This is a genomic window from uncultured Anaerotruncus sp. (genome assembly GCF_902490045.1).
Classification (GTDB): domain Bacteria; phylum Bacillota; class Clostridia; order Oscillospirales; family Ruminococcaceae; genus Anaerotruncus.
The window spans coordinates 1-16600 of the sequence record NZ_CABUCJ010000051.1 but is presented as its reverse complement, the minus strand read 5'-3'; the positions used below and the strand labels follow the sequence as shown (position 1 = coordinate 16600).

Sequence of the window (16600 nt, the reverse complement as noted above, 5' to 3'; positions counted from 1 at the left end):
GCGGCTTTTTTGCGAAATCCGGGCGCGTCAGCCCTCGGGCGGCGTGACGACCCATTTGATGCAGTTGTCGAGGCGGTGCTCAAAGACTCGGTAGCCCTCCATGATTTCGTTGAGGGGGCCACGGTGGGTAATCAGCAGCGAGGTGTCGATCCGGCCCGCTTCGATCAGGCGCATCAGCTCGGGGCCGTGGCAGGCATCCGCGCCGCCCGTCTTGAAGATGAGGTTTTTGCCGTACATCTCGGGCAGCGGGAGCGTCTGCGCCTCCTCGTAGAGCGCGACAAGCGACACGACCGCGTTGGGCCGCGCGATCTTCCACGCGGTCTGGAAGGTGTTTTTGCCGCCCGCGGCCTCGATGACCGCGTCGGCGCCCCTGCCCCCGGTCAGCGCGCGCACCGCCTCCTCGACGTCTGTTTCCGCGGGATTGACAAGGTTGTCGGCAAGCCCGCGCTCCTTCGCGAGATTCAGGCGGAAGGGGTTGACGTCAATCAGGACGGTCCGCCCCGCCCCGAACAGCCGCACGCACTCGGCGGCGCAGAGGCCCACTGGCCCCGCGCCCAGGATGGCGACCGTGTCGCCGAGGCGGATGTCCGCCAGCTCCGCGCCGAAATATCCGGTCGCGAGGATGTCACCCAAAAAGAGCGCGTCCTCATCCGAAACGGAATCGGGGATCTTCACAAGCCCCCGGTCGGCGAAGGGCACCCGCACATACTCCGCCTGGCCGCCGTCGATGCGGCAGCCAAGCTCCCAGCCGCCCTTTTCGCAATTGTTGATATAGCCGCGCCGGCAGAAGAAGCAGTCGCCGCAGAAGGTCTCGCAGGTGACGGCCACCCGGTCGCCGGGCCGGAGGTTCCCGACCCCCTCCCCCGCCTCGGCGATCTCGCCGACGAACTCATGCCCGAGGATGACCCCCGCCTTCGCGCGCGGAACGAAGCCGTCGCGGATGTGCAGGTCGCTTGTGCAGATGGTCGAACGGGTTACCCGCACGATCGCGTCGCGCGGGTCCCGGAGCTTCGGGACAGGGCGCTCCTCCAGGCCGATCTCGCGGTTTCCGCGGTAGACAAGCGCCAGCATGGACTCTTTCATACTTGACCCCTCTTTCATCCGGAATGGATTCTGACAGTCAAATTATACCACGGACCCGCCCGCTCCGCCAGCCTTTGCCAGAAGGAAATCATTATATTTTCAATATACATTGACAGGCGATGTATATTGTGCTTTAATATAACTAAAGTTCTAGGAAGGGAGTGGATGCTTTGTCCATCACATCCGATCTGATCCGCGGCAGCACCGATACAATCATCCTCGCGCAGCTGCGGCTCGGGGACAGCTACGGCTATAAAATCAACAAAGCCATCCAGAGAAAGACCCGCGGCCAGTACGAGCTGAAAGAGGCCACCCTCTACACCGCGTTCCGACGGCTGGAGGAAAACGGATATATCTCCTCCTACTGGGGGGACGAGAGCACCGGCGCGCGCCGGAGGTACTACACGATCACCCACGAGGGCAGGCTGGCCCTCGAGCGGCTCAAAGCCGAGTGGCAGACCGCCAAGGCGCTGATTGACGCGCTGATTACAGACGAGGAGGAAACGGACCATGCAGGATAAACTTCGCGCTTTCATCGACACCCTCTTTGAGGACGCGCCCGCCGGGAAAAAGGCGGTCGAGCTCAAGGAGGAGATGCTCCAGAACCTGAACGACAAATACAACGACCTGCTCTCCGAGGGGAAAAGCGAGGAGGCCGCCTACAATCTCGCGGTGGCGAGCGTCGGAGACGTGGGCGAGCTGCTCCGTTACCTCAGGCGGGAGGAGGGGGCCTCCTCCTCCGAGCAGGAGAACCTGATGCGCTACCGGCGGCGGTCCGCGATTGTCGTTCCCATCGCCGTGATCCTCTACATCCTTTCGATCATCCCCGTGATGCTGTCGGACCGCCGGGCCGGCGTCGTCTCGATGTTCGCCATGATCGCCGTCGCGACCGGCCTGCTCATCTGGAACAGCATGTCAAAGCCGGTCTACGTCAGGCAGGACGACACCGTCGTAGAGGAGTTCAAGGAGTGGAAGATGCAGAGCGGACACCGCAGGCAGGCGTTCCGTTCAATCTCCGGCGCGATCTGGTCCGCCGCCCTGGCGGTCTACTTCATCCTCAGCTTCACCACGATGGCGTGGCACATCACCTGGGTCATCTTCCTGATCACCGCAGCGGTCAACTCGATCATCAAGGCGATCTTCGATTTGAAGGAGTAAGGACATGAAAACTTCAGCAGTCATCCGGATCATCCTCTGGTCGATGGTCGTCGTACTTTTGACCTGCATCCTCGCCGTCGGGCTTACGGGCGGCGGGCTTTTCGGGCATTCCCTGCCGATCGGCTTTTCGGGCGGCGGCTTTTCCTACCCGGACGGCGGGCGCTATGCCGTCGGGGGCGGCAGCTTTCCCGCCGACCTCGTCGACAGCATCGAAGTCAACTGGATCTCGGGCGGAGTGACCGTCCGCTCCTGCGAGGGCGGCGAGCTTGCCTTCGATGAAACCATCCGCGGGCAGGCCGACGAAGGGATGCGGATGCGCCACTACCTCAAGGACCGCACGCTGATCATCCAGTTCTGCGCGCCCCGGCAAAATCCCTTCAGCGGAATCAATTCCCCGGTGAAAACCCTGGAGGTCCTGGTCCCGGAATCCCTCGCGGCCCGGATGGACGAGGCGGAAATCTCCGTCACCTCCGCCTCCGTCAAGATTTCCGGCATCACCGCCGACAAGCTCGAGATCGACAGCGTCTCCGGAAGCGCCGACATCACCGATACCAGCTGCCGCAGCTTCGAGATCGACACCGTCAGCGGGAGCGTTCGTTCCTCCGGCTTCACCGCCGACGAGGTGGAAACCGACAGCGTCAGCGGCCCGGTGCAGCTCGACGGCTCCTTCCGCGAGATTCAGTACGACACCATCTCCGGCTCCTTCAAAGCCGTCTCGGCGGTCTGCCCCGAACGGATCGAGGGCTCTTCGGTAAGCGGAAGCGTCCTTATTTCGATTCCCGAGAACGATGGCTTCACCGCCGATTACGACCGGGTCAGCGGGGATTTTTCCTCCGACTTCCCGACGACCGGCGAGAAGGGCCGCCGCGTCTATAAGGACGGCGGGGCCCGCTTCTCGTTTGATACCATCAGCGGCGACATCTCCATCCTCCGCGGCTGACCCCGGCGTCGGCCTCTGCCCCTCCGGGCGAGGCGCCCCCAAAAAACGGATACGGCCCCCGGCGGATCACCCGCCGCCGTCAGCGCTTCCGGGACGGAAGCGCTGAAACCGCGGGCGCGCCGATGTATCCGCACTGGCAAAAATAATTCAGGTAGCTTTTGAGCAGGGCGGCGTCGACCGGCGGGCAGGTGACGCCCGTCCCCCGCAGCAGCCGGTCGGTGTTATCCGTCCGGAAGCGCGGCTGGTGTCTCCCAAACCGTTCAACGAGGCTCTCCCCCTCCGCGCGCCGGTCGGTGAAGAGGCAGGAGAGAATCCGCAGCGCGTTTTGGTCCGGCGGACAGGCGGCCAGCCGGGCGCACCACTCTTCATACGGGAGCGTTTCGACCGGGTAGCCGGCTCCACGCATCAGCCGGCCCACCTCGCGCATCGGCATGAGGTTTTGGTTGATGATGTTGAACGCCCTGCCGTCGGAGCCGCTCTGGAAGGCGATCGCCGCGACCGCGTCGCTGACGTAATCGACCGGCGTCAGGTGGAGGTTCACATCGATGTCGGGGACCGCGCCCATCTGGATGCAGCCGACGATCGACCGGCTGATCATGTCCTCCAGCTTCCAGATTCCGTCCCGGAGCGTCCCGGTGATGTCGCCGGGACGGTAGACGGCGGCGCGCAGGCCCCGCCCGCGCGCGATGCCCACGAGCTTTTCCGCGACCCATTTCGTCTCGGAATACCCGAGAAAATACCCCTCGGGCGAAAGGAGCGGGTCGTCCTCCGCCACGGTTTTCCCGAACTGGCCGGGCGTGTCGTAGACGCTGTAGGAGGAGATGTAGTGGAAGTACTTCGGCTTCCCCGCGCAGGCGAACCGCAGACATTCCGCCGTCCCAACGACGTTCGTCCGCTTCATCTGCCGGTAGGGATAGACAAAGTTGAGCAGCGCCCCGTTGTGGATCACCAGCTCGACTTCCTCCGCGAGCTGCCGGTAGGTAAACCGGTCCAGCCCGAGGTTGGGAAGGTTCAAATCCCCCGTGATTGGGACGATGTGTTCGCGGTAGTCCTCCTTCCAGCAGCGGAAATCCTTCATATTGGCAACAATCCGGTCCAGCCCGGCGGCGGGGTCCTTGGCCCGCACGTGGCAGTAGACGACCGGGTCGCTCTCCGCACGCCGCTCGAGGAGCGACCGGATGAGGTAGGCGCCGAGGAAACCCGTCGAGCCCGTCAGGAAGATGCTGCGGCACGCCTCCGGGGAGGACGTGTAAGAGCCCTCGGGTCGGATCGACTCGTCCAGCACGCACTCGGCGCGCAGGTCGGGCTTCTCGCCCGGCCCCTCGCCGGAGCGCACCCGGCGGAGGTAGCCGGCAATGCCCGCCACCGTCGGGGCGGCGGCCATCTCGCGCAGGTCGATGGAGATGCCGAGGTCACGCTCGAGCCCGCAGAGCAGCTCCATCATCTGGAGCGAGTCCCCGCCGATCTCAAGGAAGCTGTCCTCGTCGGAAAACCCGACGCCCGGTGCCGCCCGGCTGAAGGCCGCGCGCACAGCCGCCCGCAGCTCCTCCTCCGACGCGTCCTCCGAAAGCGCCCCGGGCCGGGGCGCGGGCGGTTCCTGCTCCGCGCCGCTTTGACGGGTGCTGTAGAGGATCTTCAGCCTGCCCGCCTCGTATGCCTCCCGGATGGCGTGGGTCTTGATCTTGCGGTTGTCGGTGCGCGGGAGGGAGCCCGCCTCCACGAACACCGTGTCGTGGAAAGAGAACCCGAACGACCCGGCCACGGCGCGGTTGATCTCCGCCGCGAGGGACCGGAAGGCCGTCTCCCCGCCGCACTCCGCGCAGAGCACCGGCCGTTCGCCGCCCTCCGATTCCACCGAAAAGACACCCACCGCGTCGACGGCGGGGGCAAGTCCCCGCTCGTGCAGCAGCAGCGTGATGTCGCTGGGGTAGATGTTTTTCCCGCTGACCACGAGCATCTCCTTGATGCGCCCGGTCAGGTAGAGCTGCCCGTCGTAGAGCGCGCCCATGTCCCCCGTGCGGTAAAAGCGCCCCGGATACCCGGGAATCTCCGTTTCAAACCGCTTCGTCTCCTCCGGGTTTTTCCAGTACCCGCCGCAGACGTTTTCCCCGCTCAGGCAGATTTCGCCGATCTCGTCCGGCCCGCAGGGCGCGCCGTCCGCGCGCACCGCGACGATCCGCATCCCGGAGGGCACGCGCCCCACGCCGACGATCGCCTTCCCGCCCGACGATACCGGGATAAAGCGACCCTTCGCGTAGTTCTCCCGGTCGATCTCCACCGAGCGGAATTCCCCGCTCGCCAGCGTGGCGATGCAGACACACTCCGACAGCCCGTAGCCGGGCGCGAAGGCGTCGGGCGCGATGCCGAAGAGTCCGCAGAACTTTTCGACCGTGCGCAGGTTGACGAATTCCGAGCCGTTGACCAAATGGGTGACGTGGGAGAGGTCGTAACTTTTCGCGTCCTCTTCGCTGATCAGCCGGGTGCAGACGTCGTAGGCGGAGTTGGGGGCCGCCGTGATGTTGACCCGGAAATCGGAGAGCACCCGCAGCCAGACGGTCGGCTTTGCCAAAAACTGCAGCGTCGGGATCAGGTAGGAGACGCCGTGGTCGGGAATCAGCGGGATGAAGAGGGCGGCGATCAGCCCGATGTTGTGGTAGAAGGGCACCCAGGAGGCGATGTTGTGGTCGCCCACGGTGAAGTCGAAGAGCTCCCGGCACTGGTCGATGCAGGCGGTCAGGTTCCCGTAGGAGACCATCACGCCCTTCGGCTCGGAGGTAGACCCGGAGGTATACTGCAGATAGACGAGGTCGTCCGCGCCGTAATCGCAGAAAATTTCGGGCCCCTCGTACCGCTCCGCCCGGTCGGTGTAGACGCGCTTGAGGGCCACCGCCCGGAAGAAGGCCTTGCGCAGCAGCGGGGCCGCCACCTTCGTGCCGGAAGCGCGCTCCATCCCCTCGTTGGAGATCAGAAAGCGCGGCCCGCACGACTTGAGCACCGAGACGAAGCGCGCGAACTTGCCCTCGTCGATGGGCGGCGGGATCACCGTGAACACCACGCCCGCCAGCATGCAGCCGAAGATCGCGTAGACCGTGCCGGCGTCCTGCATCGACAGAATGATCGCGCGGTCTCCCCGCTTCGCGCCCTTGCGCCTGAGGTCGGCGGCGATGTCCGTGGCGCGGGAATGGAGCTGACTCATCGTCACGACGTCCTGCCCGAACGGCTCCGTTTCACAGTCCAAAAAGTTATAGACGGCGCGGTTGGGATTTTCCCGCGCGTCACGCCGCAGTTTTTCCAGGATTCCCTGCATAGGCATTTCCTTTCCAATATCGGGATGACCGTATTTCGCCTCACGCAAACAGGGGCCCGATCATCAGACCCCTGTTTGCGGCGCTCGCCGCGCCGGGCTATGGAATTATTTTTTTAATCGTCCACATCAGCCGAGGAGTTCAAACAGGCGTTCCTCAACGTAGGGCCCCCACCACTCGAGGTAGCCCTTCTTGGTGGGATGGATGGCGTCGCTCATGTAGGAGCGCCAGAGGGTGTCGCCCGTCACGACGTTTTCATACATGACGTCGTTGTGCCACAGGTCGAGGACGGAGAAGTCGTCGCCCCACTTTTCGTCGAGCTCGTGGCATCTCTCGATCATCAGCTGATAGATGTCCTTGTTCTGCCCGCCGGAGTAGGTCATTTCATCCTCGAACTGGGTGCCGGTGATGACCAGCACGGGCGCGCCCCACGTCTCCTTGGAGTAGGCGGTGATGGCTTCCAGCGCGCCGACCGTGGTGGTGAGCGTAAAGTCGTCCATGTCGAAGCTCTCGCTGACCTCGCCCGTCTCGCACTGACCCTTGGAGTCGTTGGTGGAGAGCTGGACCACCACGAGGTCCACGACCGGGTCGGTATCCGTGGTGTGGTTCATCAGGCGGGGCAGGTAGGAATCGGACGAGGAGACGCTGCCGAGCCCGCTGCCGATCGAGGCTTCCACGCCGGCGAGCAGGGTGCCGCCCTTGACCTCGACGATCGAGTTGGTGCCGTTGATCGCGTCAATCCACTCGGCGGGAGAGGTCTTGCCAGCGCCGAAGCCCTGGAACACGGAGGAGCCGAGCCACAGGAGGGTTTTTCCTTTGATGGGGCTGTCGGCGTCGGCCGCCTGCGCCTCGGGGGCATACTTGTCGCTGTTGCCCTCGTTCTTCATGCCGGTGACGGTGACAAGCTGCTGCACGGTGCTGGCCCCGACCACGATCAGGATCGCCAGGATCACCGCGAGAACGCGGAGGACGATCTTTTTGACGCGCCTGCCGTTCACCTTCTTTTTGAGCGCCTCCCCGGAGAGCGCGCTGCTCTTCTTGGGCGCGGGAACGGCCTTGCCGGACAGCGCGCAGGCCAGCGCGGCCTCAACCGCGGGGGTCATCGCCTGGTAGCCCTTCTTGGTGGGATGGATCTGGTCGTTGCGATAGACGCCCTTTTTGCAGAGTTCGGAAATCTCGCCGTCGTTCCAGAAGTCGACCACGGAGATCTCCCATTTCCCGGCGATCTCTTTGAGCGCGGCGACCATCGCGGCGTATTTCTCGTCGGCGTAGAAGGGGTTCGTGTAGAAGACGACCGGGCAGTTCCATGTCTCCTTCGCATAGGCGATGATGTACTCGATCGCGCCGTAGACGGTCTTCGTGTCGAAGTCCGCCAGCCCGGTGCCCGCGGAAAGTTTGCCGAGCGGCAGCTTTTTGGTCGCGTCGTTGGTGGAAAGCTGACACACGAACACGTCGCAGGGGGTCTTGGCGTCGATGGTTTTCAGGCGGCTTATGTAGGATTTGGGGCCGTTATCGACCAGCGTCGTGCCGGAGGCGGCCTCCTTGACGCAGACGGCGTCGTTGCGGGCGGCAACCATGTCCACGAAGGACTTGCCAAAGGACGCGAAGCCCTTGGTCACGGAAGAGCCGAGGAAGATGAACCGCTTGCCCTTGAGGGGGCTGTTTTTGACCTTATCCATCCTGTCGGGGTTATACTTGGGGAGGTTCCCGGGGTTGAGCAGGCCGAACAGCCAAATCAGGACGATCGCGGCGATCACCGCCACGACGAGGACCGTGAACTGCAGGCCGTACATCATGATGCCGCTGGTGCAGTACTCCTTGCAGACCTGCGGGGTCACGCCCAGGGCGGCCGCGACGGCATTAAAGACCGGGGCAAGCAGATCCGAATAGAAAATCGCGCGCCAAAAGTTTAACATATTGTCCTCCTCCTGCCGCTGTCTCTGACAGCGGCCGCTATATTGGAACCGTTAAAATCCCTCTGAAAAACGGCCGGGCCCCTCACGGACCCGGATCCGGCGTCGACTCACACAGCCCCTTTCGTTCGTTCCATTCCTCCAAAATCCTGCACAGGCTTTCCTCGATCACCGGAGTCCACCACTCCAAATAGCCGGCCTTGGTGGGGTGGACGCCATCATTCATGTAGAATTTATAATCATCCGGGCTGACCCGGTTCATTTCGCGGTTGTGCCACAGGTCGATCACTTCGATCTCCCACTTGTCCCGCAGCTCGAGCAGCAGGTTGACCAGCCGGTGGTAGCGGGGATTGTCGTACTTCGTCCCGGTGAAAAAGGCAACCGGGCAGTCCCAGGTTTTTTTCGCGAAGGCGATGATGTATTCCATCGCGCCGACCGTCGTTTTGGTGTCGAACGACGCGGGGTCGAAGGAATCGCTCACCTTCCCGGGGTCGCTGTTGAAGGTGGCGTCGTTGGTCGACAGCTGGCAGAGGAAGCAGTCGATCCCACGGTTTACCGCAGGGTGGCGCTCGAGGCGCGCGATGTATGACCGCCGGCCGCGGCCGGCCAGCGTCGAGGCGGACACCGCCTCCTTGATCATGACACAGCCGCTGCGGCGGGCGATATAATCCGCGAAGGAGACGTTTCCGGCCGCCATCCCGCGGGTCACCGACGAGCCGAGGCAGAGGACGGTCTTCCCCGTCAGCGCGTTGGGCGCTCCCCGCTTTACCCCGCCGAGGCTGTACCTGCGGTGGTTCCCGGCCCGGAAAGGCCCGGCCAGGCGCAGCCAGACAATCGCACCGATTCCCAGTCCCAGGAGGAGAATTCCAACCAGCAGCCTCATTTTCCCATCTCCTATTTTACGGCCCCAAATCGATTGCATCGTTTTGAAATCATGGTATAATGAAATCGGAACAAAATTTATTTGTTGACTAACCAACCAATCTATTTTATATTATAAACATACCGTTTGAGGAATGTCAATAAAAAATCGATGATTTGTAAAAAAAATTTAGGGGAGTAGTCCATGGGAAGACAATCAATCGCCGAGCAGCGCCGCATCCAGATCGGGCGGGCGCTGCAGACCTGCATGCTGGAAAAGGGCTCCTACGAATCCACCTCCGTCAAGGACATCGCGCAGCACGCCGACATGGCGGCCGGGCTGATCCACCACTACTTTAAAAGCAAGGATGAGATCCTCATGCTGGTGGCGCGCATGCTCTTCGAATCCATCCGCAACGATATCGACGAGCTCTACCTCGCGCGGGACGAGGCGGGAAAACGGGAGCAGCTGCACGAATTGGTCGGCAGCCGCGACCGCAACCGCTTCGTCATGATGCTCTATTCCCTCTCCCTCTCGATGCCCGAGGTCAAAGAGCTCGTCGCCGAGGAGCGCGCTCTGCTTTTCAACGCGCTGTCCGCCCGCCTGAAGCGGGGCGCCAAAGCCGTCCCGGACCCGGAAAGGTCGGCCGCGAGCCTCCTCTTTTTCTTTGAGAGCGCCATCATGCAGTCGGCCCTCTTCGACCAAGCGCCCGACGCGGATCTGCTGATGGAGGTCCTGGTGGACAGCTTTTTAAACCTGTAAGACGCAAAAAGGCCGCCGGCGGAAATCCCGCCGGCGGCCTTTTTTCAATTCCCGGTTTCCTTTCGCGGTCAGCCCGGCCGCTTCGCGTAGATCTCCGCGATCTTCATGAGCAGTTCCACATTGCGCTCGAGCGACTGGACGGTGATGTGCTCGTACCGCCCGTGGAAGCACTGCCCTCCCGTGCCGAGGTTCGGGCAGGGCAGCCCCATGTAGGAGAGCCGCGCCCCGTCGGTGCCTCCGCGGATGGGGATCACCTTTGGTTCGATCCCCACCTCCTCCATCGCGCGCCGCGCGTTGTCGATCAGGTGGAAATGGGGCAGAATCTGCTCCTTCATGTTGCGGTACTCGTCGACCAGCTCGACCGAAACGAGCTTTTTCCCGTACTTGTCGTTGATAAAATCGCCCGCCGCGCGCATCACGCGCTTCTTCCGTTCGAGCTTTTCGGCGTCGTGGTCGCGCAGGATGTATTCGAGCTTCGCTTCCTCCACCCCGCCGTCGAACCGCATCAGGTGGATGAAGCCCTCGTATCCCTCGGTGTTCTCGGGCGTCTGGCGCTCGGGCAGCATCGACTGGAACTCTACCGCCACCCGGCTGGCATTGATCATCCGGTCCTTCGCGTCGCCCGGATGGATGCCCTGCCCCGTCACCGTCACCTTCGCGGTCGCGGCGTTGAAGTTTTCAAACTCCAGCTCCCCCACCGGGCCGCCGTCGACGGTGTAGGCGTAATCCGCGCCGAACGCCGCCACATCGAAATGGTCGGCCCCCCGGCCGACCTCCTCATCGGGGGTGAAGCCGAGGCGGATGGTCCCGTGCGGACGGCCCGGCTCGGCGAGCAGCCGCTCGGCAGCGGTCATGATTTCCGCCACGCCCGCCTTGTCGTCCGCGCCGAGCAGCGTGCAGCCGTCGGTCACGATGAGATCCTCCCCCACCGCGTCGCGGAGCATCCCGAACTCGGAAACCTCCATTACGATCCCGCGTTCCCCGTTGAGGACGACGTCCGCGCCGTCGTAGCGCTCGATCACGCGCGGCTTCACGTTCGCGCCGGTGAGTGCCGGCGACGTGTCATAGTGGGCGATCAGCCCGAGCACCGGCGCGCCCGGCGCGTTGCCCGGCACCGTGCCGGTCACGATGCCGTTTTCATCGACCGCCGCGTCGGAAATCCCCATCTCCCGCATCTCCCGCACAAGCTCGTTCGCCAGTACAAGCTGCTTTTCGGTGCTCGGCGCGGCGAGATTGTCGTCGTCCGACTGGGTGTCGTAGGAGACATATTTTAAGAACCGATCCCTGACCTGCATTTGTGATTCCTCCTGTCAGTACTTCCCAACTAGGATAGCACAAAAGCGTCCGGGATTCAATTCCCACGTACAGGGAAAAAGCCCCCCGCAAATTGCATTTTCCCCGTCCGTCGGCTATAATAAGCGCAGGCAATCGACGTTCGTCAATTGCGTCCGCGCCTGTGGCGGGACTGCGCGGCCGGGCCGCGCATCGCGCTTATTTCATCACAGCCCAAACCGGCGCTGCCGGTTTTGCGCCGCGCTGCGGCGCGCAAGCCCCACAGGGCTTGCAGGCGTGCTATCATAAGCGCAGGCAATCGACGTTCGGTCAACGGAAGCATGAAACAGGATGGGAAGGAAGGGTTCTTATGCGACACACGATTGAAAACGGCAGCCTGACCCTTGCGGTCGATACACACGGCGCGGAACTCTGCTCGCTGCGCAAGGAGGGCGGGCCCGGCGAGCTGCTGTGGGACGCGGACCCGGCTGTCTGGGGGAGGCACGCGCCGCTTTGCTTCCCCTGGTGCGGCCGGATGCGGGACAATTTTTATGAGGAGGGCGGCCGCCGTTATCAGGCGGGCTCCCACGGCTTCGCCCGCGACCTGGAACACACGCTGACCGCGTCAGGACCCGATTTCCTCACCTTCCGGCTCGGCTGGAACGAGGAAACCCTCGCCCTCTGGCCGTGGAAGTTTTCGCTGGAGACCACCCACCGGCTGGAGGGGGATTCGGTCGTGACCGTCTGCCGCGTCCAAGATGAGGACAGCCGCCCGATGCCTTTCCAGCTCGGGTTCCACACCGCGCTGCGCTGTCCCTTCACGCCGGGAAAGGCCGCGACCGACTATCTCGTGCGCTTTGAGCGGGAGGAATCCCCCTTGCGGGTCCGCTGCGACGAAAACGGGCTTGTCACCGGCGAGGAGACCCCCGTCTTTACCGGGCAGTCCGGCGTCCCGCTCACAGCCGGACTCTTCGACAACGACAGCATCTGCATGAAGGGCCTGCGCTCCTCCTGGGTTCAGCTCGAGGAGGCGGAAACGGGCCGGTATCTGCGCATCTCCAGCGAGGGCTACCCCTATACGCTGCTCTGGAGCAAGCCGGGTATCCCGGGCTTTCTCTGCATCGAGCCGTGGCACGGCCTGCCCGGGCGTGCGGATTTCGGGCACGCGTTCTCCGGGCGTCCCTATCTCACCACCCTTGCGCCCGGCGAAAGCTGGTCGTGCACCCACATCCTCACCGCCGGCGTGTAAGCCGTTCCCCCTTGGCCGTTCCCGCCGGCCAAATCACCGACCACCGGTCTATCCAACAATTCCAAAAGCCTCCCACAGTGTTGGCCGGCGTAACAACCTGCGGCCTGTTGCCATCGAAATGCGTCGGCGCTCCGGTGCCAATGCCTAACAGATCCGGTTTTGTCCTCCTTCCGTCCTCCAGATCACCAGTCGACGCAAAGTTCCACCTTTTGCAGTCAGCCCGATTGACAGCTGATACCCGGCAAAACAGATGCGAATCAATTGAAAACTCGGCTGAATTCGGAAGGGATTCTCGCGGGCCCCTGTATTCATATAAACAGCAAAAAGCCGCAAGACCAGTAGTGATCTTGCGGCTTTCCTTGGTGGAGACGAAGAGGATCGAACTCTCGACCTTACGGATGCGAACCGTACGCTCTCCCAGCTGAGCTACGCCCCCATTTTATGCGGCGGTCCTAATTCAGACCGCGAAATTTATTATAGCATCCAACGTGGGGCTTGTCAATATAAATTTCCCAATTGAGGAGGAAATTTTGCCGTACCCAGTCGAACGGGCGGCCCGGCCCGTTCAATGCGCCGCGCGCCAGCGCAGCGCCTCCTCCGCGGTCTTCACCAAAATACGCATCGCCTCGGCGGGATGCGCCCCCACCGCCGTCTCCCCCGTCAGCATGAGCGAGGAGGCGCCGTCGAGCACGGCGTTGAAGATATCACACACCTCGGCGCGGGTGGGCACAGCGCTGTGGTGCATCGAGTGGAGCAGCTGGGTGACCACCATGAACGGCTTCCCCGCCGCGCGGCATATTTCCGCCGCGGATTTCTGCGCCGCGGGCAGTTCCCAGAGCGGCATATCGTTGCCAAGATCGCCGCGCGCGATCACAATGTGATCCGCGTGGGGCAGCAGTTCGGGCAGCATCGCGAGACCCTCCCGGTTTTCGAGCTTGGCAAAGACGCGCGTGCCTTCCGCTCCCACCGCTGAAAGCGCATCCCGCAGGGCGGCCAAGTCATCCGCGCCCCGCACAAAGGGGAGCATCACGCCGGTTACGCCGCATTCACCGATGCGCGCGAGGTTCTCATAGTCGCTCTCCTGCAGGGTCGGCGGATGCAGCGCCGCCCCGGGCAGGGCGATGCTCTTGCGGGAATGCAGGACCCCGCCGCGCAGCACCTCGCAGGAGGCGCTTTTTTCATTGCAGCGCAGGACGAGCAGAAGCAGCGCGCCGTCGTCCAGCAGGATTTCCCGCCCCGGGCACAGCGCGGAAAAAATCAGCTCCGGGACCGGCAGGCCGCCTGTGCCGAGCAGGGCCGTCTCCCCCTGCGTGAGCCGCACCGGGGCGGCCAGCTCCCCGACCCGAAGCTCGGGACCGCGCAGGTCGATGAGCAGCTCGGGACGCACCCCCGCGCGGGAGGCGGCCTCCCGCAGGCTACCAAGCCACCCGCCGCACGCGTCCAGCGAAGTGTGCGACAGGTTGAGCCGCACCCCCGTCATCCCCGCCGCGAAGAGCTCTTCCAGAATGTCCGGGGCGGCGCAGGCGGGACCGATCGTCCCAAAATATTCCAGACTCGCGGGCTTTTCCATCACAAACGCCTCCCCTTCTTTCGTCCATTGTACCCGATCAGCCGGCGCAATGCAACAAGGGCGCGCCCCAAAGCGGGGCGCGCCCTCAGGATGCCGCGTGATCAGATGAGATAGGCCTTGAGCGCCTCGGCGTAACGGGCTTCGTTGTCGCCGTGGACGATCACTTCGATCGGCTTGGCAAGATCGATGCTGAAGATGCCCATAATCGATTTTGCGTCAATGGTATAGCGGCCGGAGACGAGATCGACGTCCTCCTCAAACCTCGAGACGGTGTTGACAAACTCCTTGACGTCGTTGATCTCCTTTAAGCGGATGGTGAATTTTTTCATAACTGACACCCCTTCCTGATTGGTTATTCCTATTGTAACACCCGGGCCCCGGTTTGTCACCTGCCAGAAGCTGTTTTTGTAAAAAAACGGTATAAAACCGCCTCAAGCGACCGGAGCACGTCACAGGGCCATCCAGCCCTCGTCCTGCGGGTTCCGTCGGAACCGTTCAAGCCGGGGCACATCCTCCCGCGCGATCACGCCCTCCTCCACGGCCGCGGCAAGCAGCGCGTCGTAGCAGGAGAGGGAGACGCTCCGAACCCCCGCGTCCGCGAGGCGCTTCGCGCCCTTCTGAAGCCCGTAGGTGAAAATCGACGCGATTCCGAGCACCTCGCAGCCCGCCTGCCGCAGCGCGTCCACCACCTCGAGCACCGAGCCGCCCGTCGAGATGAGGTCCTCGATCACGACCACCCGCGCGCCCGGCTCGGCGCGCCCCTCGATGCGGTTCCGCCGCCCGTGGTCCTTGGCCGCGCCGCGCACGTAGCACATCGGCAGGCCGAGGATTTCGCTCACATAGGCGGCGTGCGCGATGCCCGCCGTGCTCGTCCCGGCGAGCAGCCCGCAGCCGGGATAGCTCTCCCGCACGAGCGCCGCCAGGGCCGCCTCCACCTCCCGACGGACAGCGGGGTGGGAGAGGATGATGCGGTTGTCGCAGTAGATGGGCGAGCGGATGCCGCTCGCCCAGGTGAACGGCTCGCCGGGACGCAGGAACACCGCCCCAATGGAAAGCAGGTCCTTTGCAATCTTCGTCTCTGTCCGCATCCTCATCACTCCCCCAGAAAATCAAATCTGACGCGGCGGTAGGCCCCCACCGGGTCGTCCGCCGCCGTGACCGGCCTCCCGACGACGATATAGTCCGCGCCGAGTTCCCGCGCGCGGGCGGGCGTGGTCACGCGGGCCTGGTCGTCCGCGCGCGCCTCCGGATAGCGGATGCCAGGCGTCACCGCCAAAAAGCCGCCGCTGAAGCTCCCCTTGACGAGCGCCGCCTCGAGCGGGCTGCACACCACCCCATCGAGCCCCGCCGCGCGGGCGTTGGCGGCGTAGCGGGTCACCACCTCACCCATCGGCGCCGGGATGAGCAGCTCCTCCCGCATCCGGCGCTCGCTCGTCGAGGTGAGCTGCGTCACCGCGATGAGCAGCGGGCGGCGGTCCGCCGCCCCCTCCTCAAGGCCCGCCTTTGCCGCCGCCATCATCTCGATGGTGCCCGCCGCATGCACGTTCGTCATATCGACGCCGAGCTTCGCGAGGTTTTTCATCGCGCGGCGCACCGTGTTGGGGATGTCGTGCAGCTTCAGGTCGAGGAAGACCCGGTGCCCCCGCGCCTTCACCTCCCGCACGATCTGCGGGCCCTCGCCGTAGAAAAGCTCCATGCCGATCTTGACATAGGGCTTCTCCGCCGTGAACCGGTCGAGGAACGCGAGCGTCTCCTCCCGGTTCCGGAAGTCACAGGCGATGATCACATCTTTATTGGCCATTTCTTGTCCTCCCGATGATCGATTTTAAATCGTGAATCCCATACTCCTTCATCTTCCGCGGAAGCTCCTCCACGATGCGCAGGCAGGCGTACGGGTCGACGAGGTTCTGCGCGCCGACCTGCACCGCGCACGCGCCCGCCGAGAGAAACTCCAGCAGGTCGTCCGCGCAGGCGATCCCGCCCACCCCGATGACCGGAATCTTCACCGCGCCGCACACCTCAAAGACCATCCGCAGCGCGACCGGCTTGATCGCGGGGCCGGAAAAGCCGCTCGTGACCGTCGAGACGAGCGGGCGGCCGGTGCGCGGGTCGACGCGCATCCCAAGCAGCGTGTTGACGAGCGTCAGCCCGTCCGCGCCCGCCTCCTCGCATGCCCGCGCGACCGCCGTGACGTCGGTCACATTGGGGGAGAGCTTCAGGTAGACGGGCTTTTTGACCGCCGCCCTGACGGCGGCCGTGACCGCCGCGGCCGCCGCGGGCGAGGTACCGAACGCCAGGCCCCCGTGCTTCACATTGGGGCAGCTCACGTTCACCTCCAGGATGTCCGCGCCCGCCTCGTCGAACCGCCGCGCGACCTCCGCGTATTCCTCCGCCGAAAAGCCGCAGACGTTCGCGATGACCGGCCCGGAATAGACCGCGCGGAGCCGGGGCAGCTCCTCCCGGACGGCCGCGTCCACGCCGGGGTT

The 16600-nt window shown here is 64.0% G+C and carries 15 protein-coding genes and 1 tRNA gene; 5 read left to right on the top strand and 11 right to left on the bottom strand.

The genetic code is table 11. The features are described from left to right. Positions 1-27: 27 nt before the first annotated feature. Positions 28-1083, bottom strand: coding sequence for an alcohol dehydrogenase (locus tag RDM88_RS07125; protein ID WP_308754174.1), 1056 nt, complete (start codon positions 1081-1083; stop codon positions 28-30). 170 nt (positions 1084-1253) lie between these two features. Between RDM88_RS07125 and RDM88_RS07120 the strand changes: the two genes are divergently transcribed. The 3 genes from RDM88_RS07120 to RDM88_RS07110 are packed head-to-tail and all read left to right on the top strand — an operon-like array spanning position 1254 to position 3181. Continuing rightward, the gene (locus RDM88_RS07120) at positions 1254-1604 is read left to right on the top strand and encodes a PadR family transcriptional regulator (protein WP_308754173.1); all 351 of its coding nucleotides are present in this window, start codon (positions 1254-1256) and stop codon (positions 1602-1604) included. Continuing rightward, positions 1594-2241, top strand: a complete 648-nt coding sequence (locus RDM88_RS07115) for a permease prefix domain 1-containing protein (protein ID WP_308754172.1) — start codon at positions 1594-1596, stop codon at positions 2239-2241. Before RDM88_RS07120 ends, RDM88_RS07115 begins: the two co-directional genes overlap by 11 nt. 4 nt (positions 2242-2245) lie before the next feature. Then, complete coding sequence (locus RDM88_RS07110) at positions 2246-3181, top strand: DUF4097 family beta strand repeat-containing protein (protein WP_308754171.1); 936 nt, start codon at positions 2246-2248, stop codon at positions 3179-3181. A gap of 79 nt (positions 3182-3260) precedes the next feature. On the opposite strand, the gene RDM88_RS07105 is transcribed toward RDM88_RS07110, so the two are convergent. The 3 genes from RDM88_RS07105 to RDM88_RS07095 all read right to left on the bottom strand — a co-directional run bounded on the left by RDM88_RS07105 (position 3261) and on the right by RDM88_RS07095 (position 9282). After that, positions 3261-6488: a thioester reductase domain-containing protein gene (locus tag RDM88_RS07105; RefSeq protein ID WP_308754170.1), complete on the bottom strand. Its 3228-nt coding sequence runs from the start codon at positions 6486-6488 to the stop codon at positions 3261-3263. A 126-nt stretch (positions 6489-6614) separates the two neighbouring features. Then, entirely contained in the window at positions 6615-8402 is a 1788-nt protein-coding gene (locus tag RDM88_RS07100; protein WP_308754169.1) for an SGNH/GDSL hydrolase family protein, read from the bottom strand. Positions 8403-8484: 82 nt separating this feature from the next. Continuing rightward, positions 8485-9282 (bottom strand): SGNH/GDSL hydrolase family protein, encoded by a 798-nt coding sequence (locus RDM88_RS07095; protein WP_308754168.1) that lies wholly within the window; start codon positions 9280-9282, stop codon positions 8485-8487. 183 nt (positions 9283-9465) lie between these two features. On the opposite strand from RDM88_RS07095, the gene RDM88_RS07090 reads away from it, so the two are divergent. After that, positions 9466-10023, top strand: coding sequence for a TetR/AcrR family transcriptional regulator (locus tag RDM88_RS07090; RefSeq protein WP_308754167.1), 558 nt, complete (start codon positions 9466-9468; stop codon positions 10021-10023). 68 nt (positions 10024-10091) lie between these two features. Here the strand turns inward: RDM88_RS07090 and pepT are convergent, their stop codons facing one another. Beyond that, positions 10092-11318: a peptidase T gene (gene pepT / locus RDM88_RS07085; protein WP_308754166.1), complete on the bottom strand. Its 1227-nt coding sequence runs from the start codon at positions 11316-11318 to the stop codon at positions 10092-10094. Positions 11319-11665: 347 nt separating this feature from the next. Between pepT and RDM88_RS07080 the strand changes: the two genes are divergently transcribed. Further along, complete coding sequence (locus RDM88_RS07080) at positions 11666-12544, top strand: aldose 1-epimerase family protein (protein ID WP_308754165.1); 879 nt, start codon at positions 11666-11668, stop codon at positions 12542-12544. A gap of 360 nt (positions 12545-12904) precedes the next feature. Here the strand turns inward: RDM88_RS07080 and RDM88_RS07075 are convergent. From RDM88_RS07075 to RDM88_RS07050, 6 genes are all read right to left on the bottom strand, one after another. Beyond that, positions 12905-12980 (bottom strand) — tRNA-Ala (locus RDM88_RS07075). 129 nt (positions 12981-13109) lie between these two features. Beyond that, positions 13110-14114 (bottom strand): pyruvate kinase, encoded by a 1005-nt coding sequence (locus RDM88_RS07070; protein WP_308754164.1) that lies wholly within the window; start codon positions 14112-14114, stop codon positions 13110-13112. A gap of 101 nt (positions 14115-14215) precedes the next feature. Then, positions 14216-14443 (bottom strand): HPr family phosphocarrier protein, encoded by a 228-nt coding sequence (locus RDM88_RS07065; RefSeq protein WP_308754163.1) that lies wholly within the window; start codon positions 14441-14443, stop codon positions 14216-14218. Positions 14444-14563: 120 nt separating this feature from the next. Then, positions 14564-15202, bottom strand: a complete 639-nt coding sequence (gene pyrE / locus RDM88_RS07060; protein ID WP_308754162.1) for an orotate phosphoribosyltransferase — start codon at positions 15200-15202, stop codon at positions 14564-14566. 5 nt (positions 15203-15207) lie between these two features. After that, the gene (gene pyrF, locus RDM88_RS07055; RefSeq protein ID WP_308754161.1) at positions 15208-15915 is read right to left on the bottom strand and encodes an orotidine-5'-phosphate decarboxylase; all 708 of its coding nucleotides are present in this window, start codon (positions 15913-15915) and stop codon (positions 15208-15210) included. Next, on the bottom strand, positions 15905-16600 hold a 696-nt coding region (locus RDM88_RS07050), incomplete at its 5' end, for a dihydroorotate dehydrogenase (RefSeq protein ID WP_308754160.1). The genes RDM88_RS07050 and pyrF, both read right to left, overlap by 11 nt.